Raw genomic sequence first — 20,937 nt, 5'->3', positions numbered from 1 at the left:
GGATCCGAGGAAAGCGATCTGGTGCTGTTCAAGCCGATCAAGCATCCGTTCCTGGGCCAGCGCGCGCGGGGCAACAGCAAAAGCTGGCTTTCAGAGCTCAACCTGCGTGCCTATGCGTATCTGAAGGATCATCGGTTGCAGTCGGACGTGATCTTCCCGGCGGCAGGATACATCGACACCATGATCGCCATGTGCCGAGAAGAGTTCGGGGCCGACAAGACCCTGGAGATCGAAGATGCGATCATTCACGAAGCATTGTTCATAGACCCGGACGCAGAGATCCTCTTCAGCACGATCCTCGATCCCGACAGAGGCAGGGTAAAGCTCTATTCACGGGTGCGCGACGCGAATGATGATTGGGTATTGCGAAGTGAAGCGCGGGTTCGGGTGACCGATGTCAAGGCACCGCCCGCCCGCCCATTCAACCAAGAGCGCAAGGGTTTGAAGGAAATCGACACAGACTACGTCTACTTTGCCGATACCTCGACCGGATTCATTAACTATGGCGACGCCTTCCAGACCATCGATCAGCTCTGGATGACTGCGTCCAAGACCTATGCGCGTGTTGTTTTGCAAGAGGGTGGAAAATCTACCAAGCACCGGCACTTCGCGCATCCGACGATGCTGGATGGCTGTCTTCAGGTTTTGGAACCGCGTATGACACTGAAGCGCATCCGCAAAGGCCCTCGGCCCGGTGATCCAGTGTGCCTGCCTGTCGGCGTCGGCCGCATTCGGGTTTATGGCGATTTCCCCGACGAAGTTTTCGTTGAAGCAGATCAGATCAAGCAGACCAACAAACTGCAGCCAACCGCCGGCTTTACCGTGCGCGACGGGGATGGGCGTGTCCTGATGTCTGTTGAGCGGCTAAAGATCAGCCTTTTGCCAAACTCCCGGACCGAGACTGAGGGAGATGAGGTTCCTGCCCACTTTGTTCGGCAAGACCTCGTGCCCCTGCGTGAAGAGGATGCCGAGATTGCACCGGTGGTCGGTCGTTGGTTGTTGCTGGAGGGCGGAGCGGAGGATGACGCGTCCCTTGCAAAGGCGCTGACCGCCTCGGGCGCAGAGGTCATCGGTGTCGCGCGTTCTGAACTGGGCGAGGATATCCGCAGCGGGCTGATTGAACTGGCTGCTGATATGATTGAAGCCGGTGACCTGGCCGGTATTGCCGTCACGTGGCCTCTGGCGCTGCCGTCTGTATCGGAAGACAGTTCAACAGATGAGCTTTTCGGGACCATCGACCGATGCACCAAGGATCTGATCGCGCTTGGCGACCTCATGGATTTCGCGCGGAGCGGCGAGAATGGACTGCCTGAAATCGTGGTCCTGACATCCGGGGCCTATCCGGATTCCGGCGGCGGAGCCAATAGCAGCCGGATCTTAACCCAGATGCCGGTGGTCGCGGTGGCGCGTGGTTTGGCGACCGAGACGCCAGAATACCGGATCCGTCTGATCGATGCCGACACCCGGTCATTGTCCAACTTATCACAACTGGCAGATCGGATCCTGCGGCCTGGCCCCGAAACCGAGGTGATCCTGCGCGACGCGGCGTGCCTTGTTCCGCGGTTACGCCATGCGGGGCCGGATGACTTCGAATGGAAGCTGCTGACCGTTCCCAAAGCCGACAAAAGCATCAATTTCCATGCAACGATGAACAATCCCGGTGTCATCGACCATGTCGGCTTGGTCGAAATCCCGTTGCAACCGATCGGACCGGACGAGGTTCGGGTCCGAATTTCTGCGGTCGGGCTGAATTTCCGGGACATCATGGCCGTGACAGGATTGTTGCCAGCCGAGGCAGAGCCCGAACCCGCGTGGGAAAACCTGGGCTTGGAATATGGGGGCGTGATCGAGGCCGTGGGGGAGGCCGTGACTGCGTTCAAAGCTGGCGACCGGGTAATGGGGCTTGGAAAACGCTGCCTTCAGCGGTTCATGACGGTGAACCCAAGCGTTCTGACCCTGCTGCCAGATCACATCTCGCTTGCGCAGGCAGCCACCATTCCCAGTGCATTCGCCACGGCCCATTATGCGCTGAACCATGTGGGGCGGATGCGGCCGGGGGAAAAGGTATTCATTCATGTGGCCACGGGTGGCGTCGGCACCGCTGCGGTTCAGCTCGCCCAAGCTGCCGGAGCGGAGATATTCGCAACGGCGGGCAGCCCCGAGAAACGCCGCCTTCTGAAAGATCTGGGCGTGCCTCATGTGATGGACTCACGGTCCCTCAAATTTGCTGATGACGTCATGAAGATCACCAAAGGCGCCGGGGTCGACATCCTGCTCAATTCCCTGCCCGGCGCGTATATCGCCAAGGGTCTGGACATCATGGCGCCATATGGTCGCTTTCTTGAGATCGGAAAACGTGATGTCTACGAAGATGCGGCGATCGGGATGAAGGCGCTGCGCCGGAACGTGTCACTTTCGGTGCTGGATCTAGCGGCCATGGGGGAAGAGAGGCCCGAGCTTCTTGCCGAAATGTTCCAAGAGTTGATCGGAATGCTGGACAACCAGGCGCTAACACCCCTTCCGTACACCGAGTTTCCGATCAGCCAGATCGGGGATGCGATCCGCTACATGAGCCAGGCCAAGCATGTGGGCAAGGTTGTTGTGACGCTGCAGGAGGAGGAGTTCCAAGTCCGTCGCGACAAGAACCGGCCGGTGCGCCTTTCCAAGAACGGCAGTTACCTGATCACAGGTGGCACGGCAGGCTTCAGCCTTAGCATTGCGGATTGGCTATAAAAGGCCGGGGCAGGGCGATTGGTGCTGGCCTCTCGGTCCGGCAAGACGGACCAGACCGGTAAGGGGTTCATCGAGACGCTGCGCGCACGTGGCCCGTATGTGGATATCATTGCGTTGGACATCACCGACGCATCAGCGGTTTCAGAATTCGTTCAGAGCAATCTCGATAGCGACAAACCGTTGAAAGGCGTTGTCCACGGTGCGGCGGTCATCAAGGACGGGTTTGCCAATCAGCTGACGGAAGACATGATCTCCGAGGTTCTGGCCCCCAAGGTCAGAGGTGGCTGGAACCTGCATCGGGCCTTTGCCGAGGCCGGGGTCGAGCCGGATTTTCTGATAGGCTTCTCGTCGATTTCGCAGGTCATCGGCTTGGCCGGGCAATGTAACTATGTGGCCGCCAATGCCTTTCTTGATGCATTGGCGTATTACAGATCCGCGCTTGGCCGGCCCGGTACTGCCATTGACTGGGGCGCGATTGCGGATGCGGGTTTTGTGGCCAGAAACGCGGCCCTGGCCTCTTATCTCGAAACCTTGGGTCTGCACGGTCTGACGGCGACAGATTTTCCCGCCGCAATGGATCTGAGTGTTACGAGAGATGCACCGTCTTTTGTGTATTCGCGCGCCGACTGGACCCAGATAACCCGCGCCAATCCAGCGCTTGGAACCAGTCCACGCATGGCGAGTACGCTGCTTTCGGACGGCAGCGCGACGCAAGAGGTGCGGACAACCCTGATGACGTTGGAAGGAGAGGCACTGGTTGGTGCCGCTCGTGAGTTCATTATGGACGAAATCGCTGGTGTTCTGAAGATCGACAAAGCTGCGATCCAGAGCGATCGCCCGATGAGCGAACTTGGTTTGGATAGTCTTTCGTCGTTTGAACTGAAGATCCGTATCGAAACGGCATTGGACTTCTCTTTGCCGATCTCGAAGTTTCTCCAAGCTCCCTCGATCGACGATCTTTCGAAGATATTGGGCGACGAGATCGAGAACCTTAAACGCGCTTCGGCCGCCGCTGAGGACGCGGGCGAAGCATCTGATGAACCTGGAACGGCCAAAATGTCGAACACGGGGCTGCTTGCCAGTAATTCGCAGGTCGGCATGTTGCGGATGGCGCGCGCCCCGATGACCTCTGATGCTGCGCGCCGCGCCATGGAACACACGGTCGAAGCCCCAGTGCCGCACGGCAGTTCCATGGACGATCTTGAAAAGGCGCTTCGGAAACTGGAACGGCGTCATCCTTTGCTCTCCATGCGGTTCGACAATGAGGGTCAGCTCTATCTGGATGGACGGGCAACACAGATTGTCGAGGGTCACGACGATCGCTTGCTGGATATCGCCTCGGGCGAGTTTCTGCGTCTGAGCATGGCAGATCAGAGGCTTCGGGTGACGATGCACGCTGTCTTGGGTGATGCAATGTCCTGCGAGGTGATCCTGACCGAGGTGTTGCACATATTGCGCGGAGATGCGCTCGACCGGCCAATGCCGCGAAAGGCCGTTCTGGCCAGGTTGGCTGCCTGCCGGTACGATGCAGAACGGGCAGATGCTCAGACGGATCGTGCCTTTTGGTGGTACAGCCTGTGTGCCGGTGCCTCGGCGCTGCCGTTCCCACGGAGAAGCCGGGCGCTCTTGCCGGCCGGTGTCGGGTTGAACCACGGAGCTGCGGCGCAAGTCACCGGAAAGCTTGAAGCGCAGTACACCGAGGCCACGCTCTTGTGTGCCTTTGCGTCGGCCCTGCGCCGTGTGACGCAGAGCAGCGGCCCGGTTCTCATTGATCGCCGCCACTCTTTGCGCGGGGATCTGACCAAATATGCAGTGGTCGGCCCCTTCGAGATGGATCAGCCCCTGCGCGTACCTGCGGACAACACTGACCGGATCGGGCGTGCGGGGCTGGAGCCAACGCTTAAGATGGCCCCCAATCATCGTGCTTTTGACAGCCACGCCGCAGCAGCCGAGTTTGCATCAGCCTATGCAGAGTGGGGAGCGGCGCCGTTCCAGGTGTTGTTTGAACAATCGATGGAGTGGTCTTCCGTTTCACCGGCTTACATGTTGCACGATGTCTGGCTTCAGGTGGAACAGGGCGGCGAACACCCCCGGATACGCCTGAACTTCGATCAGGATGTCATGGACAGGGAATATGCTTCCAGGATTCTAAGTGCGGTTCAGTCTGAGCTAGCTGGTCAAACACACCCTGCCGCGGATGAGGTCAGGGACGCGCAACCACTGGGGCAATGAGGCCATGTCGATTGGCAAACAGTCTCTTCAGATCCATCGCGCTGATGCTCGACAGGTGTATCTGCTGGATCAGTATACAAACCCGGACTGCCTCGATGATCTGAGACAGAACTGGGTCGTGACCAATGCGACGCGTGTTAGGCCCCGTGTGGATCTGCGGCGCCTGAGCCGGGCTATGGACAAGCTGAGCGCGCGGCACGACTGCCTGCGCTTGCGGCTGCAAAACATCCGTGGAAAGTGGATGGCGGTCATCGATCCGAATGCGCGCACCGAGATACGCGAAATCGATCTGGGTGATCTGGACGATGAGAGCTTTCAATCTCAGATAAAGGCGATTGCCAATGCACCGATGCAATTGGTGGACTCTCCTCTGGCGGAGATGATCGTAGTGCATTGCGGCGAACGTGGCGATGTCATCGTAACCCGTGTGCACCATGCGATCACAGACGGCTATGGCATGGTGGTTCTGACAGAGGATTTGCTGAAGTATCTGATAGGCCTGCCAATCCTATCACGCGCCGTCAGCCATGCGGAGTTCGTTCAGCACTATGAAAATCCGCTACCCTCGAGAGCCAGGAAAATAGAGGCTTTCTGGAAAGACATGGTGCGCAGTTTTCCAAAAGCTCCGAACATTGGAAGAAAGGCGAAAGGGCTGGAGCCGTTGTGGCGCGTAGTCGGTAAGGTTGAGCCAGCCAAGCTGCAGATCAAGATCACCCCCGAAAGCGCTGCGCGGCAGGTCGCAATAGCCGAACAAATGAATATCGGTGTGCCAACACTGTTCTGCACCGGTTTCCTTGAGGCGCTGTGCCAGTGCTATGATCAGGACCGGTTGATTTTTGTGTCTCCGATCTCGCGCACAAACCCGGCTTTGGCCACCTATATGGGCGATTGCACTCTGGATGTGATCTTTCCATATCAAGCAGCCGGAAAGGGCGGGGTGAAAGCCGGTGCTCTTGAACTGCACAAGACGATGATGCTGGCAATAGATCACCTGCCTTCGGATGCAGCCCGACGGGGATCTGCCTGGGAAGACCAAATGATCTCGGCAGGTTGTTACCCAAACCAGTTTTGCGCGTATCAGCCGCGTGCAGTCGCGCGTCAGAACCAATCACTGTTCAGCAAGGGGTTCAGCCGGGAGATCGGCGTGGAAGAGCGTGTAGGACCTTATTGGATCTCGACTGTTGATGTTTCCATGCATCACCGCTCTTTGGCAGAGCTTCAGTTCAACATCGGCCCGGATAACGGCGCGGGTGGGTTTATCCTGTATTATGATAGCATCGCCTACACCGCACAGGAGATAGCTCAGTTGGCCGACAAGATCTGTGACCTGCTCGATCTCGAAACAACCGGGACGAGCGCGTCATGAAAGAGCCAGAAGGCACCACACGCAAGATCGGCCCCCGCGATGTGGGGGTCAGCCCCTTTGCGTTGCGGATCTGGAATGGAATGGCGCTGGACGCGTTTCTGAAACTGATGAAAGGCAACTGGTCACGCGTGTCACCAGGCCGATACCCTGCGGTTGCGACAATCCTGGTGACGGCATCCTTCAATCAACTGCGAAAATGGATCGGGCTTGCATTTCTGGAGCCAACAATCCGGAAGGTGAAGATCGAACCGGACCCGATTTTCGTGATTGGCCATTGGCGCAGCGGCACCACATGGCTGCATCATACCATGCTGGCGGACCCCGGATTGGCCGCACCGACCATGCAAAATTGCTTTACCCCGGAATGTTTCCTGGTGGGCCGTAGGGCTTTGGAACCCCTTCTTCGGTTGATATTTCCAACAAGGCGGCCGATGGACAATGTCGGCGTTGGACTTGACGCCCCGGAGGAAGATGAACACGCGCTCCTTCTGAGCGGAGCGTATTCTCCCTACCGGGAAATTTTGCTGCCGTGCGACACCATGGGCGGCACAATCATCCAGACCAAGAACATGCCAGAGCATGAAGCCGAGAACTGGCGTCGGGTTTGGCTCGGGTTTCTACGCCGGGTCCAGTGGATCAACCCCGGCAAGCGTCTGGTTCTGAAATCCCCGGCCCACACCCTGCGCATCGAAGAAATCCTTCGCCTGTTTCCCAATGCGCGGTTCATCCATATCGTTCGCGATCCATACCGCATCTTTTTCTCTGCGCGGAAATCCGGCGATGCCATGCGAGCGTCTCAGGCATTGCAAACCCAGATACCCAGCCAGGAAGTGTTTGATGCCAAACTGCTTGACGGGTTCGCACAATTCCATGCCATCTATCACGCCCATATGACGGAAATCCCTGAACGGCAGCTCGTGACGCTTTCATATGAGGATCTGAAAGAAGATACGCTGGCCACGATGCGCAGAGTTTACGAGGCTCTGGACCTAGGGGATTTCGATCAGGTGGCCAATCTCTATCAGCAAAAGGCCGCTGGCAGCCGCAACTACAAGACAAACACCTTTGAGATAGAGCCGGAAATCGTGGCCGAGATTGACCGCCTTTGGCATGATTACTTCCAGCGCTATGGATACCAAAAACTATCTGAACGCAGCAGCACAGGCAGCACATGACACCTGCCGAACGCCTTTCAGATTTCGTTCTCAAACGCAGATGGGTGCTGTTTTGCGGTCTGGCGGCGGTTCTGGTTCTGCTCGCCTCAGGTTTGCCGCGCTTGCGGGTATCTGACGACAACCGCGCGTTCTTCGGTGCGTCCAATCAGGAGTTCATGGACCTTCAGAGCAACGACGAAACCTATACCCTGTCAACCGTTCTGCTTCTGATGGTCGCCCCCCCTGAGGGCACGTCCTTCGAACCGGAAACCTTGCGGGCTTTGCAGCGTATGACAGAGGACGCATGGCAAATGCCCTTTGCGCTGCGGGTGGATTCGCCGGTCAATCACATGCACAGCTATGCGATTGAAGATGAAATTCTTGTGGAGCCGATGCTGGACGAGTTCGCCGAAGTCACGCCCGAGGCTGCGGCGCGGTTTCGGGATCTTGCACTGGCCTCGGACGATATGCGCAACACGCTTCTGTCGGCCGATGGTGCGGCCTACGGCATAACGATCCGCATGGTTCTGCCTGAAGATCAGCCGGGTGTTCGACGGCAGGCCGAAACGGCCCTTCGAAACATGATCAGCGAATGGCGGGCCGATCTACCGGGATGGGAGCTGAGGGCCACCGGTGCGATGCTAGGAAATAATCTATTGGCCCGCGTGGCGATCGAGGACATCGCTGTCCTGGTTCCTTTTGCGTTTCTGGCGGTCACGATCCTGTTTGCCTTGGCCATGGGCTCGGCGTTCAAGGTATTGGCCTGTCTGACGGTTCTTTTTGCATCAACCGTAGCGACTTACGGCTTTGCCGGGTGGACCGGTGTCGAGTTGACGGCAGGAACGGCGATCAGCCCGTTGGCTGTCATGGTTCTGGTCTCGACCAGCTGCGTTCACATCATCTTGGCCTGGATCCGCACGACGGAACATGGCGACGATCCAGACCCATTTCGCCATGCGCTTCGTGAAAACATGGCGTCGGTTACAGTTAGCCACCTGACAACTGCCTTTGGCTTTCTCTGTCTTAATTTCTCTCCTGCGCCCCCCTTGGCTGATATGGGCAACATCGTCGCCTTCGGGCTGATATTCGGGCATTTGGCAGTATTCATTATTCTGCCTGCCTTTCTGGGCAGTCGCCAAACACTCGGGGCCGGGAGGCTTATGGTCACGGGCGACCAGATGCGCCGGTTGGCCGTATGGGTGATCAGGAAGAAACGGCTTTGGTTGATGATCTTTCCGGTTGGGATCGGCATCGCCGTGCTTGGGATCACCCGGATCGACTATGATGACAACGTCATCCGATATTTCGATCACCGTTACGAACTGCGCCAGGATTCCGAGGCTATTCAGACCCGATTGACCGGGTTGGAGAGCCTGCAGTTTTCCTTTCAGGCCCCAGATGATGCCAGCGTATTCGACCCCGAATTTCTGAACAGCATCGACCGGTTCGTGACATGGCTGGAGCAACAGCCAGAGGTCGTTTCGGTCACGTCGCTGACTGACATCATCAAGGATCTGAACCAGAACATGAGCGGTGGCGATCCGCTTTCACACAGGGTTGCCGATAGCCAGGCTGCCAATGCGCAATTGCTCATGTTTTACGAGCTGTCGCTTCCGGTTGGCATGGATCTCAACGTGATGATGGATGTGGATCGGACCCAGACACTGATAAGCGCGGTCATCCGCTCTGAACATAGCGCCGAAATCCGGGCCGTAGCGGCGGATGCAGAAGTGTGGTTGCGCGAAAACGAGCCTGAGATAGCCACCCGAGCCTCCGGTGTCGCCATTGCCTTCGCGCGGATTTCCGAACGCAACAACAGCCAGATGCTGGCGGGATTTCTGCTGGTTCTGGTTCTGGTCTCCATCACAATGATGGCCACATTGCGCAGCCTTCGCTACGGCGCCCTAAGCCTTGTGCCAAACCTGATCCCGGCAGTTCTGGCCTTTGGGTTTTGGGGAATGACGCTAGGAGATTTGAATCTTGGCTCGACCGTGGTGACAACGATGACCTTTGGCATCGTGGTCGATGACACGGTGCATTTCCTGATGCATTACCTGCGCTGCCGCCGTCGGGGAATGCAAACGCAAGCTGCCTTGGAAGATACGTTCTCGGTCGTCGGATCAGCCATCGTGCTGACCTCTGTTGCCTTGGTACTGGGCTTCGCTATCATGGCAGCGTCGGGGTTTGCGATTAATCAGCATATCGGCCTGCTGACCTCTGTCGTGATATTCTTTGCGCTTTTGTCCGACCTGTTACTGTTGCCAGCGCTGTTGGCCTTGTTCCAAGGGAGCCCAAAATGAGCCTTAATCGCCGCTTCTTTCTTTCTCTTGGTCTGTCCCTGCCGCTGTTGCCTTTGGCCACCCCGGGACGCACCGATGCCGCTGAAGATCGCGGTTTGGCGATTGCAACCGAGGCATCGGAACGACAGTCCGGATATCAGGATATCTCGGTCTCTGGCGACATGGTGTTGCGCACGGCCAGTGGGCAGGAAGCAACCCGCCGATTTGATGCCAGTTGGATTACGACTGGCCCGGGCCGGTCTCGATCCCTGCTGATTTTCCGCTGGCCCGGCGACATTCGAAACACTGCATTGCTGACCCATGCATATCGGGGAGAGTCTGACGATCAGTGGTTGTTTCTGCCGGCAATGGAACGGGTGCGGCGCATTAGTGGCTCCGGGCGGTCCGGGTCATTCGTGGGAAGCGAGTTTGCGTTCGAGGACATGGTCGATCAGGAAGTCGACAAGTTCGATCATCGCTGGATTGCGGATGAGCGCCTTGCCGGCGCTGGCCAATGCCATGTGATCGACCGTATCCCGACCACGAATTCCGGTTATAGCCGTCAGCGCATCTGGCTGGACCAGCAGGAGCTGCGACTTCAGCAAGTTCATTATTTTGATCGGCGGGGGGCGCATCTTAAGACACTCGCCATTAGCGGATACAGGCGCTACGCGGGTCGATTCTGGCGGGCGTCACGCATGGAGATGACGAACCATCTTACGGGCGCAAGCACCTTGCTTAACTGGGGAGACTACCAGTTCAACCAGGGACTTCGTGAAAACGCCTTCACGGTCAATGCCCTGCGCCGGATCAACTAGAACGCTGAACAATGTCAAAGATGTTGCTTAAAAGGCATCTGAGGCAGTGAAATGACAAATGCTTAATGGCCCTGCTACCTGAACGCGGAATTCTGCGATATTCTTGCGGTCGGGTATCATGGTGCTGGGTATCCAGACACATCCCCGGGGGGGCAGGTCATGAAAACATGCGCGATAGCAGGATTGCTTTCCGTTGCCTCTGCGATCCCCGCTTTGGCGGACGGCCCGGTGTTGGATCTGTCAGGTCAGATCGACCTGGGATTCCGTTTCTACACCGAAGATGGGCAATATAGCGGACAGGGGCCGGCAGGCTATTATCCTTTTATCGGGATGCAGTTGAATGGCGGGATGTCCGTCGGCCCGGGTGAGCTGGTGTTTCAGTTCGACGGATTGGGCGATGACGCGAATGACCGGTCCACCTTCAACATTCAGAAGGCCTACTACACCCAAAGCTTCGACAATTGGGATCTTGTCGTCGGATACAATGTTGAAGACTGGGGCGTCAGCAACGGTCGAACGATCGTGAACGTGCTGAATGCACGCGACGCCTCCAACCAGGTTGGCGGCAGCGAGCTGATCGGTACGCCCATGCTGAACGCGAATTTCTTTACCGGGATCGGGACGTTCAGTGCCTATGTTCTTGGGGGGGATGTCAGCAGCAACTATGGCGGCCAAGCAACCCGCCAGCGCGGTCCGTTCCCGACCTATGGTGACTTCGCCACCTATCAGCAAGACGATGAGCTTGATGTCGCCCTGCGCTACAGCAACTATTTCTCCGTCGGCAGCGGGTCGCTCGATTTCGGACTTTCCTACTATCAGGGCACGAACAGGGAAGCCGTTCTGCTGCCAGGATGTGTCACGACCTCTGGCCCGGTAACTCCGGCGATCTGCGATCAAATGTCGACCGCGCTGCGAGACGCTTACGAGGCCGGCACCCTTACCCCAACCAGCGTGTCCGAGATTGCAGCATTGCTGGTCAGCCAATTCGGGATTGCGGTGGCCAGTGAAGGCCCGAATGTCCTGGCCCAGGTTCCTTACTATCAAGACATCCAGCAAGTGGGCCTGACCGCGGTCTATGCCCAAGGAGACACGCAGTTCCGATTTGAGGGATATGTCAGGGAAACAGATAACGAGCGCTTTACGGCGGGCATTATCGGGGGCGATCATACCTTCTACGATTTTGCCGGAACCGATGGCACGTTGATCCTGGCTTTGGAATATCACTTCGATGATCGAAGCGTGATGCAACCCGCAACGATTTTTAACGATGATGCCTTTTTGGGGCTGTACTACAGTCTGAACGACCCCAATGACAGCCGAGTAGAGTTTGGCCTTTTCCAGGATCTTGAGAGCTCTGCTCAGCTTTACTCGCTGTCCTTGTCTCGCCGGATCGGAGACCGGATGCGCGCCCAGATCAGCGCTAGCCATGTTGAAACCGGCAGTCAGTTTGACCCCCTGACAGTGCTGGATGGGGACACGTTTTTCGAGTTCACCCTTTCGACCTTTTTCTAAGTTGCCTCACGACTTGGATAATCCTGTTTGACCAATCCTCGACTCATGTCTGGGCACACCGCTGCAACGCTGTTCCTGCGTGCGGCGGGTTTGCTTTTAGTTCTCTTGTCGCAATCGCCATCGCGGGCGTGTCCCCCCCCGGAACGGTTTGGCGAGTTTGCCTTCGAGATTTCGGTTGTGACCATTGCCTTGATTTGTCGGATCGGTTTGGGCGGTGGACACGGCCATATGCCCCCATCGGAAACGAAGGTGGGCCTTTCACAACACACAAGGAGGCTTGTGCAAGCCTGCAAGCGCAAAAGAAAACCGGACTGAAAGAATGGCAGAAAAACCGCATAATACCCTGACTTAATTTGCCTCTATCCGGTATTCATCGATGGATACCGGGCAGGTGCACCGGCAACTCCGCGAGTTAACTCATGCAAAGCCGTCCGTTCGTTGCTTCCAAATTCTCGAAGAAGTTGCTACGTCCGCCCGCAAGCGCCCCGCGTGAGGATCAGGCATGACGACGATTAAGTTTCACAACACCCGCACTCGAAGGAAAGAGGTCTTCGAGCCGATCGAGTCCGATAACGTTCGCATGTATGTTTGCGGACCCACGGTGTATGACCGTGCCCATATCGGAAACGCGCGGGCGGCTGTGGTATTTGACGTAGTCTATCGGTTGCTGCGCCATGTCTACGGGCCCGATCACGTCACATATGTGCGCAACTTCACTGACGTGGATGACAAAATCAACGCTAAGGCGGCAGAAACCGGGCGGCCAATTTCCGAGATCACGGCGGAAACGACGCAGTGGTATCTGGACGATACGGGTGCCTTGGGCGTGATGGAGCCCAACCAGATGCCACGCGCCACGCAGTATATCAGCCAGATGGTTGAAATGATCGAAACGCTGATTGCCAAGGGTCACGCCTATGCGGCGGACGGGCATGTACTGTTTTCGGTGAAAAGCTACGATGGCTACGGGGCATTATCTGGCCGGTCGGTCGATGACATGATTGCGGGCGCGCGGGTCGAAGTGGCCCCTTACAAACGCGACCCGATGGATTTCGTCCTGTGGAAGCCATCTTCAGATGATCTGCCGGGATGGGACAGCCCCTGGGGCCGGGGACGGCCCGGCTGGCATATTGAATGCTCTGCCATGGCCTATGAGCTGCTTGGTGAGACCTTTGATATCCATGGCGGCGGCAACGACCTGATGTTCCCGCATCATGAAAACGAGATCGCCCAAAGCTGCTGCGCGCATCCCGAGGGCGGTTTCGCCCGGGTTTGGCTGCACAACGAGATGCTGCAGGTCGAGGGCAAGAAGATGTCCAAGTCCCTTGGCAATTTCTTTACCATCCATGACTTGCTGGAGCAGGGCATTCCGGGCGAGGTGATCCGGTTTGTTTTCTTGTCCACCCATTATGGCAAACCAATGGACTGGACTGCAAAGAAGGCGGAGGATGCAGAGAAGACCCTTCGCAGGTGGAGAGCCTTGGCAGAGTCAGCCGGACCTGGAGGGACGGCCGACAATGATGTAGTCGAGGCGCTTGCAGATGACCTCAACACGTCAAAGGCCATTTCGCGCTTATTTCATCTCGCCAAAAGTATCAGCGACCAGCAGCGCTCTGATGTCGATCCAATGGAGGTCAATGACTTTGCGGCTTCCGCGCGCCTGTTGGGATTGCTTGAAGATACTGCTGACATGGGCGCATGGGTGTCTGATGGCGCTGCTGAGAAACTGGCTGCCGAGGCCCAGTTGAGTTCTCTATCGACGCTCTTATTCGAAGAGCGCACCAAAGCGATGCAAACAAAGGACTTCTCCGAGGTCGACCGGCTCAAGGCCGCGTTGATCGATGCGGGTTTGGAAGTGCGCATGTCGAAGTCAGGGGTGGAGCTTGTGCCGACCCCGGAATTCGACGCGTCGAAGTTGGAGGGGCTGGCATGAAGAATTTTCCCGAAAATTCTTCTGGCCTGAAAAATCTTCCTGAAGATTTTTCTACGATCGGCAACCAGAAAAATCTTCGAGAAGATTTTTCTTTGGAGGCGTTCGTATGACCAAATCCCGCCTCTACATTTATGATACCACGTTGCGCGACGGACAGCAGACGCAGGGCGTTCAGTTCTCCACCGTTGAAAAGCAGTCCATCGCCAACATGCTCGATCGTCTTGGCGTAGACTACATTGAAGGCGGCTGGCCTGGGGCGAACCCTACGGACAGCGCTTTTTTCGATGCAGCCCCGAAAACGCGCGCGACAATGACCGCTTTTGGAATGACCAAACGGGCAGGGCGCTCTGCTGAGAATGACGATGTGTTGGCGGGCGTCTTGAATGCGGGCACTGGCGCGGTGTGCCTTGTCGGCAAGACTCATGATTTCCATGTCGAAACCGCGCTTGGCATCAGTTTGCCCGAGAATGTGGATAACATCGCGAAGTCCATCGCTCATCTGGTCGCGCAGGGGCGTGAAGCTCTGTTTGATGCCGAACATTTCTTTGATGGCTACAAGGCCAATCCGGGCTATGCGCTGGAGTGTCTCAAGGCTGCGCTCGACAATGGTGCGCGCTGGATCGTGCTGTGCGATACGAATGGCGGCACGCTGCCTGCCGAAATCGGGCGCATTACCGCTGACGTCATCGCGGCGGGCATCCCCGGCGAGCGGCTCGGCATCCATACCCACAATGACACAGAAACCGCCGTGGCCGGCAGTCTTGCCGCCGTGGAAGCCGGGGCGCGCCAGATTCAGGGCACGCTGAACGGATTGGGCGAACGCTGTGGCAATGCCAATCTGACCACACTCATCCCGACGCTGCTGCTGAAGGAACCCTATGCCAGCCGCTATGAGACCGGGATCACCCTCGACGCGCTGACCGGGTTGACCAAGATCAGCCGTAAGCTGGACGATATCCTCAATCGCGTGCCGATGCGCCAGGCGCCCTATGTGGGCAGTTCCGCATTCGCCCATAAGGCGGGGCTTCATGCCAGCGCGATCCTCAAAGATCCCACGACCTATGAGCATATCGACCCCGCCACGGTCGGCAATGCCCGCATCATCCCGATGTCCAACCAGGCCGGGCAGTCGAACCTGATCCGCCGCTTGTCAGAGGCAGGATTGACCGTTGAAAAGGGCGATCCGGCTCTTGGCATTATTCTCGAAGAGATCAAGGCGCGCGAGGCAGAGGGCTATTCCTACGACACGGCACAGGCCAGCTTCGAATTGCTGGCTCGCCGGGCGCTTGGACAATTGCCCACCTTTTTCGAGGTCAAGCGCTACAAGGTCACGGTTGAGCGTCGAAAGAACAAATACAATCACATGGTCAGCCTCTCCGAGGCCGTTGTGGTGGTTAAGATCGGTGATCAGAAGATGCTGTCTGTGTCCGAAAGCATGGATGAAACTGGCGCGGATCGCGGCCCGGTGAATGCCTTGTCGAAGGCACTTGCCAAGGATCTGGGGCCCTACCAGTCCTATATCGACGATATCCGGCTGGTGGACTTTAAGGTTCGCATCACGCAAGGCGGAACCGAGGCTGTGACGCGCGTGATCATCGACAGCCAGGACAGCACCGGACGGCGGTGGTCTACGGTCGGTGTCTCGCCCAATATCGTCGATGCCAGTTTTGAGGCTTTGCTGGATGCCATCACCTGGAAGCTGGTCCGCGACGGGGCGCCCGGGGCATGAGCCTTCAGGCCTGCGCTGAATTGGTCGAACGTGGCGACCCGGACCGGTTCCTTGCCACAATGGCGGCAGCGCCAGCGGCCCGTGCCATTCTCTTTCCGATTTACGCCTTCAACCTCGAGGTGGCGCGCGCCCCATGGGTCGCGTCTGAGCCGATGATTGCCGAGATGCGCTTGCAGTTCTGGCGCGATGTGGCCGAGGAGATCGGGCAGGGCAAACCAGCCCGCGCGCATGAGGTGGCAGAGCCCCTCGCCGGAGCTGTCCAAGCAGAGGACGCCCCGCTTCTGGATGCTCTTGTTGCGGCGCGCCGGTGGGATGTCTACCGCGATGCGTTTGAAGATGACGCGCGATTTGACGCTTATATCGACGCGACATCTGGCAATCTGACCTGGATCGCCGCACGTGCGCTTGGCGCGTCAGAGGAGGCGCAACAGGCAGTGCGAGATATCGCATGGGGCGGTGGCGTGGGCGCGTTTCTGCGTGCCGTGCCGGAACTGGAATCACGCGGCAGGGTGCCCCTGCTAGATGGCAGGCCCGAAGGTGTGAAAGCCCTGGCCGAACGGGCATTGGCACGCTTTCGACGCGGCAGGGCCGCGCAATCCAAGATATCTGCTGCGGCCAGATCGTCTCTGTTCGCATTTTCGACAACGGAACCTTTGCTGCGATCCATCGTCGCCGATCCACACAGGGTTGCCGATGGACGTCTTGGGATCAGTGAGTTCGCAAAGAAGGCAAGACTTCTGAAAACGTCAGTGACCGGCCGCATCTGATGCTGCCCCTTCTGAGATCCTGCATGTGCAACCGGGGGCGGGAAACGGTTTCTGACGATGCGCCGGGTATTTCGCCCCGCTTTGAATGGGGATTTCGCCTCTCATTCAGGCTGATCGAAATAACGATGCAACGTGGCGTGAAACTGCTCTGCCGGTTTGGCCAGGATGCCATCGCTTCGCCTCATCAGCGTGATTTGAACCGGCGCAATCCGTAACGGCGCAAGGTCAACATACCCGTCTGGAACCGTGCTCCGCCAGTTGAGAACAGGCTGAACCTCGGGCAGTGGGGCTGTGGCAAGATCGGGCAGCAGGCGCGGATAGACGAGAACTGTTCGCGGTGTCGCTCGGCTGCGGCGCAGAGCCAGATCCACCGCAACCCGTAGGCCAGACCCCTCGGGCGGAAGGATCAGCACGTGGTCAGAGAGATCCGCAAGCGAGAGCGATTGCCCGGCAAACGGATAGGCCGGGCCGACCCGGCCCACGACGCGCGCCTGATGAGAGTGCAGAACCTCGCAACCCTTGTTGGTTTCAGGCCATGTCACAAGCGCCAGGTCCACCCGCCGGGCCGAGAGCAGATCGGGGCCTTCAGATTCCTCGATGTTGATCCGTATTCCGGGATGCGCAGCGCGATAGCGTGCAAGGATCTGGGGCAGCAAACCCTCTGTCAGATCGCGGCTGACTGACAGGCGCAGCTCACCCGCCACGCCACTGCGCATTTCAGAAACGAGTGAAACGAAATCATCCATGCGCGAAAGGTGCTCATCCAAGTGGCGAAACAACAATTCGCCTGCAACCGACAGGCGCACCCCACCGGGAAGACGCTCGAAAATCTCCACCCCCAGTTCGTCTTCAAATGACAGAATGGCTCGGTTCAGCGCCGAGGGAGAAATCGTCAGGATTTCAGCAGCTTTACGGATTGAACCTTCGCGAAGAATGGTCCGGATCGCGCGGTAAATTCGCAGGTGACGCACGCCACAACCTTTCCAGGTGATGCAAAAACTGCATCGGGCATAGCAATATTTTGATGCAGACAGCAACAGGAAGAATTGCAAACACTTTCTGCACCTGCACAATGCAGGGAGGAAGAAGGGACTAATTCCATGAAGAAACTGCTACTTTCGGGCGCAATCGCAGCCCTTTGTGCGACCGGTGCAAACGCAGAAATCCGCGTCGGTATCCTGCATTCGCTGTCCGGCACGATGGCGATCTCGGAAACCACTCTTCGCGACGTCATGCTGATGCTTATCGAACAGCAGAACGAAGCAGGGGGTCTGTTGGGCCAAGAAATCGTGCCGGTTGTGGTAGATCCGGCGTCGGATTGGCCGCTATTCGCGGAACGCGCCCGTGAGCTGCTGACCGTGCATGAAGTTGATGTAATCTTCGGGGCATGGACTTCCGTGAGCCGCAAATCGGTTCTGCCGGTTCTGGAAGAACTTAACGGCCTGATGTTCTACCCCGTTCAGTATGAGGGCGAGGAAAGCTCGCGCAATGTTTTCTACACCGGTGCAGCGCCCAACCAGCAGGCGATCCCGGCGGTCGACTATTTCCTTGAGGAACTGGGCGTCGAAACCTTCGCTCTGCTCGGCACCGACTATGTCTACCCGCGCACCACCAACCGGATCCTGGAACAGTATCTGCTGGATCACGGCATCCCTCAGGAAAACATCTTCGTCAACTACACGCCCTTTGGCCATTCCGACTGGTCGTCCATCGTGTCTGATGTGGTCGCCCTTGGCGAAAGCGGGCAGCAGGTCGGTGTGATCTCGACCATCAACGGCGACGCGAATGTCGGGTTCTACAACGAACTGGCCGCCTCCGGTGTCTCTGCCGACGATATTCCTGTGGTTGCGTTCTCGGTCGGTGAAGAAGAACTGGCCGGTCTTGATACCTCCAACCTCGTTGGTCACCTGGCGGCATGGAACTATTTCCAATCTGCCGATACCCCCGAGAACGAGGCGTTCATCGAGGCATGGCAAGCCTTTGCCGGCGAGGACCGTGTGACCAACGACCCGATGGAAGCCCACTATATCGGCTTCAACATGTGGGTGAACGCAGTGACCGAAGCGGGCACCACCGACGTCGACGCCGTTCGTGAAGCGATGTATGGCCAGGAATTCCCGAACCTGACCGGCGGCACCGCGGTAATGCTGCCCAACCACCACCTCGCCAAGCCTGTGCTGATCGGTGAAATCCAGGCCGATGGCCAGTTTGAGATCATCAGCCAGACCGATGAAGTGCCCGGCGACGCATGGACAGACTACCTGCCCGAAAGCGCTGTGCTGGTGTCGGATTGGCCCGGTCTCGGCTGTGGCATGTACAACACCGAAACCGAGACCTGCGTGCAGCTGGAATCGAACTACTGATCCCTGGCACTTAAGGATCAACCAGGTGGGGGCTGTGACCATGCGGCCCCTACCACTGTCTCTCCCGCACCAATCTGGATCGTTCACGACATGACCAGGCTTTTCCTGGCCGCCTTAACGGCAGTCTTCCTTTCATCCGCGCCCCTGTCAGCCCAGGATGCCACCGGCCTACAGCCAGTTCTTCAAGCTCATCATGACCTCGTCGAAAACGCCTCGCGCCGAACGGTACAAGAGGTGCTCGATGCCCTGACAGACAGCGATGCAAATGGGGTTCCAGAATTTTTGCAACGTTGGCAGGCGCGCGAACTGTATATGCGTGACAGCGACGGGGTGTTCGTATTTGTCGAAGACGAAGATGCCGATCCCTTTGTCTTGCTGGACATAGATACCGGGGAAGCCATCGGAACCGCAGGCAGTCGAGAGGTCACGCAGCTGCGGCCCAACAGGGGCGTGCAGACAGTGATTGGTGCAGCTCTCGTTCAGTTTCAATTGCTGTCGCCCGATCCGGCGACCCGCGCTACGGCACTGGACGCCATCGACCGTTCCCCCGATGCCGATCAATTGCCCCTTATCGCCCGGATGCTGGAACAGGAAACCGACCCGGACCTGCGCGCTTCGGCCGAGTGGCTGCAAACCCGCATGATTATCGCTTTTGCGGAGGACGAAGCCGAGCGGGTGGCTGCCATCCAAAGCCTCGCCGGTGATCTGAGGGTCGAGGCACGGGCGGCGCTCAACCCGCTGTTGACCACCCGCCGGCAAGTGGCCGAAACCCTGCCAGAAAGCGGCAACATCGCCCGTGTTCTGACACCCGGAACCGAGGCGCTGCCGACAGATGAAGCCTATGACATGCTTGTCGAGGCCGATCTTGCGCCCGCCTACGTGACCGCAGTAGACCGCCGCGACGCCTTGATCGCTAATATCGAGGACGGCATGGTCGCAGGCTACCCCGTGCACACGCTGAATACAGAGACCGCGCGCGCCGCTGCCTATGATAGCCTCGTTGAGGCTGGCCTTGCGCCAGCATCGCCAAGCGAAGCGGAGCGGGAAGAGCTGCTGGCGGCCCATGTGTTCTATGACCTTTACCGCGAATCCTCTGCTGCCGTGACCACCGCCGCCGAAGAAACCGTTGCGGCGATTAACACAAGGGTAGGTATGCTGGAGCTGGTGGACCTGTCGCTTGACGGGATCTCACTTGCCTCGATCTATTTTCTTGCGGCCATCGGGCTGGCGATCACCTTTGGGGTGATGGGCGTCATCAACATGGCGCATGGCGAATTCATCATGATGGGCGCCTATACAGGCTATGTCGTGCAAACGTTCATCCCCGATTACACGATGTCCATCGTCGTGGCCCTGCCTCTGGCATTTGTTATTACCTTCGGCGCAGGCGTGGCCATGGAACGGCTGGTGATCCGCTGGCTTTATTCCCGGCCGCTGGAAACGCTGCTTGCGACCTTCGGCATATCCATTGCCCTGCAACAGATCGTGCGGCAGATCTTCGGCGCGCAGGCGCGGCCCTTTACGGCACCGGACTGGCTTGCCGGATCGCTTGTGTTCAACGACGTGGTTGCGATCAGCTATATCCGCATTGCGATCTTCGGGCTTGGCGTTCTGTTCTTCTGTCTGCTGTGGCTGATCCTGAATAAAACACGCCTGGGGCTGGAAGTGCGCGCGGTCACGCAGAACCCCTCGATGGCATCTTCGATGGGGATCAACCCCGACCGGATCAACATGCTGACCTTTGGGCTTGGCTCGGGCATCGCGGGCATTGCTGGCGTCGCGATTGGCCTGTTCGCGCAGGTCACGCCCGAACTGGGAGCCAACTATATCGTGCAGAGCTTCATGACCGTGGTCGTGGGGGGCGTTGGAAACATCTTCGGCACGCTTGCAGGCGCGTCACTGATCGGCTTCCTGCAAAAGGGGATCGAGTGGCTGAACCCGTCGAACACCCTTGCGGCGCAGACCTATATGATCCTCTTCGTCATCCTCTTCATCCAGTTCCGCCCCAAGGGCATCGTCGCCCTAAAGGGCCGCGCAGCAGAGGCTTGAGC

Annotated in this window: 13 protein-coding genes and 1 pseudogene; 13 read left to right on the top strand and 1 reads right to left on the bottom strand. The window is 58.0% G+C overall.

The features are described from left to right. Window positions 1-21: 21 nt before the first annotated feature. The 11 genes and pseudogenes from ACROHD_RS03425 to ACROHD_RS03375 all read left to right on the top strand — a co-directional run bounded on the left by ACROHD_RS03425 (window position 22) and on the right by ACROHD_RS03375 (window position 16,523). Window positions 22-2,733, top strand: a complete 2,712-nt coding sequence (locus tag ACROHD_RS03425; protein ID WP_432675931.1) for a zinc-binding dehydrogenase — start codon at window positions 22-24, stop codon at window positions 2,731-2,733. 15 nt (window positions 2,734-2,748) lie between these two features. Further along, window positions 2,749-3,201: pseudogene (locus ACROHD_RS03420) on the top strand (ketoreductase domain-containing protein); the annotation flags it as partial. A 105-nt stretch (window positions 3,202-3,306) separates the two neighbouring features. Further along, entirely contained in the window at window positions 3,307-4,965 is a 1,659-nt protein-coding gene (locus ACROHD_RS03415; RefSeq protein ID WP_432676020.1) for a phosphopantetheine-binding protein, read from the top strand. A 4-nt stretch (window positions 4,966-4,969) separates the two neighbouring features. After that, entirely contained in the window at window positions 4,970-6,331 is a 1,362-nt protein-coding gene (locus ACROHD_RS03410) for a condensation domain-containing protein (protein WP_432675929.1), read from the top strand. Beyond that, a complete protein-coding gene (locus ACROHD_RS03405; RefSeq protein ID WP_432675928.1) occupies window positions 6,328-7,506 on the top strand; it encodes a sulfotransferase family protein in 1,179 nt (392 codons plus the stop codon). Before ACROHD_RS03410 ends, ACROHD_RS03405 begins: the two co-directional genes overlap by 4 nt. Continuing rightward, entirely contained in the window at window positions 7,503-9,785 is a 2,283-nt protein-coding gene (locus tag ACROHD_RS03400) for an efflux RND transporter permease subunit (RefSeq protein WP_432675927.1), read from the top strand. Before ACROHD_RS03405 ends, ACROHD_RS03400 begins: the two co-directional genes overlap by 4 nt. Then, window positions 9,782-10,582: an outer membrane lipoprotein-sorting protein gene (locus tag ACROHD_RS03395; protein ID WP_432675926.1), complete on the top strand. Its 801-nt coding sequence runs from the start codon at window positions 9,782-9,784 to the stop codon at window positions 10,580-10,582. The genes ACROHD_RS03400 and ACROHD_RS03395 overlap by 4 nt, the downstream gene beginning before the upstream one ends. 159 nt (window positions 10,583-10,741) lie before the next feature. Then, entirely contained in the window at window positions 10,742-12,094 is a 1,353-nt protein-coding gene (locus ACROHD_RS03390; RefSeq protein WP_432675925.1) for a hypothetical protein, read from the top strand. A 502-nt stretch (window positions 12,095-12,596) separates the two neighbouring features. Continuing rightward, a complete protein-coding gene (gene cysS / locus ACROHD_RS03385; RefSeq protein ID WP_432675924.1) occupies window positions 12,597-14,027 on the top strand; it encodes a cysteine--tRNA ligase in 1,431 nt (476 codons plus the stop codon). Window positions 14,028-14,133: 106 nt separating this feature from the next. After that, a complete protein-coding gene (gene cimA, locus ACROHD_RS03380; protein WP_432675923.1) occupies window positions 14,134-15,756 on the top strand; it encodes a citramalate synthase in 1,623 nt (540 codons plus the stop codon). Beyond that, entirely contained in the window at window positions 15,753-16,523 is a 771-nt protein-coding gene (locus ACROHD_RS03375; RefSeq protein ID WP_432675922.1) for a squalene/phytoene synthase family protein, read from the top strand. The genes cimA and ACROHD_RS03375 overlap by 4 nt, the downstream gene beginning before the upstream one ends. Window positions 16,524-16,624: 101 nt before the next feature. Here the strand turns inward: ACROHD_RS03375 and ACROHD_RS03370 are convergent, their stop codons facing one another. Then, window positions 16,625-17,494 (bottom strand): LysR family transcriptional regulator, encoded by an 870-nt coding sequence (locus tag ACROHD_RS03370; protein ID WP_432675921.1) that lies wholly within the window; start codon window positions 17,492-17,494, stop codon window positions 16,625-16,627. 129 nt (window positions 17,495-17,623) lie between these two features. Between ACROHD_RS03370 and urtA the strand changes: the two genes are divergently transcribed. Next, on the top strand, window positions 17,624-18,886 hold the full coding sequence (urtA, locus tag ACROHD_RS03365; protein ID WP_432675920.1) for an urea ABC transporter substrate-binding protein: 1,263 nt from the start codon (window positions 17,624-17,626) through the stop codon (window positions 18,884-18,886). A gap of 90 nt (window positions 18,887-18,976) precedes the next feature. Beyond that, window positions 18,977-20,935 carry an urea ABC transporter permease subunit UrtB gene (urtB, locus tag ACROHD_RS03360; protein WP_432675919.1) on the top strand — a complete coding sequence of 653 codons (1,959 nt, stop codon included), beginning with the start codon at window positions 18,977-18,979 and terminating at the stop codon, window positions 20,933-20,935. Window positions 20,936-20,937: the final 2 nt, after the last annotated feature.

Origin of the sequence: Nioella aestuarii, assembly GCF_050896395.1 — a bacterium.
GTDB lineage: Bacteria > Pseudomonadota > Alphaproteobacteria > Rhodobacterales > Rhodobacteraceae > Nioella > Nioella aestuarii.
The sequence above is the reverse complement of the archived record's forward strand: the minus strand, read 5'-3'. Positions and strand labels throughout refer to the sequence as shown.

Excerpts from the sequence above, each read along its gene's own strand:
- ACROHD_RS03415 (WP_432676020.1), top strand. The coding sequence starts at position 3,307 with ATGGATCTGAGTGTTACGAGAGATGCACCGTCTTTTGTGTATTCGCGC.
- ACROHD_RS03410 (WP_432675929.1), top strand. The coding sequence starts at position 4,970 with ATGTCGATTGGCAAACAGTCTCTTCAGATCCATCGCGCTGATGCTCGA.
- ACROHD_RS03405 (WP_432675928.1), top strand. The coding sequence starts at position 6,328 with ATGAAAGAGCCAGAAGGCACCACACGCAAGATCGGCCCCCGCGATGTG.
- ACROHD_RS03400 (WP_432675927.1), top strand. The coding sequence starts at position 7,503 with ATGACACCTGCCGAACGCCTTTCAGATTTCGTTCTCAAACGCAGATGG.
- ACROHD_RS03395 (WP_432675926.1), top strand. The coding sequence starts at position 9,782 with ATGAGCCTTAATCGCCGCTTCTTTCTTTCTCTTGGTCTGTCCCTGCCG.
- ACROHD_RS03390 (WP_432675925.1), top strand. The coding sequence starts at position 10,742 with ATGAAAACATGCGCGATAGCAGGATTGCTTTCCGTTGCCTCTGCGATC.
- cysS (WP_432675924.1), top strand. The coding sequence starts at position 12,597 with ATGACGACGATTAAGTTTCACAACACCCGCACTCGAAGGAAAGAGGTC.
- cimA (WP_432675923.1), top strand. The coding sequence starts at position 14,134 with ATGACCAAATCCCGCCTCTACATTTATGATACCACGTTGCGCGACGGA.
- ACROHD_RS03375 (WP_432675922.1), top strand. The coding sequence starts at position 15,753 with ATGAGCCTTCAGGCCTGCGCTGAATTGGTCGAACGTGGCGACCCGGAC.
- urtA (WP_432675920.1), top strand. The coding sequence starts at position 17,624 with ATGAAGAAACTGCTACTTTCGGGCGCAATCGCAGCCCTTTGTGCGACC.
- urtB (WP_432675919.1), top strand. The coding sequence starts at position 18,977 with ATGACCAGGCTTTTCCTGGCCGCCTTAACGGCAGTCTTCCTTTCATCC.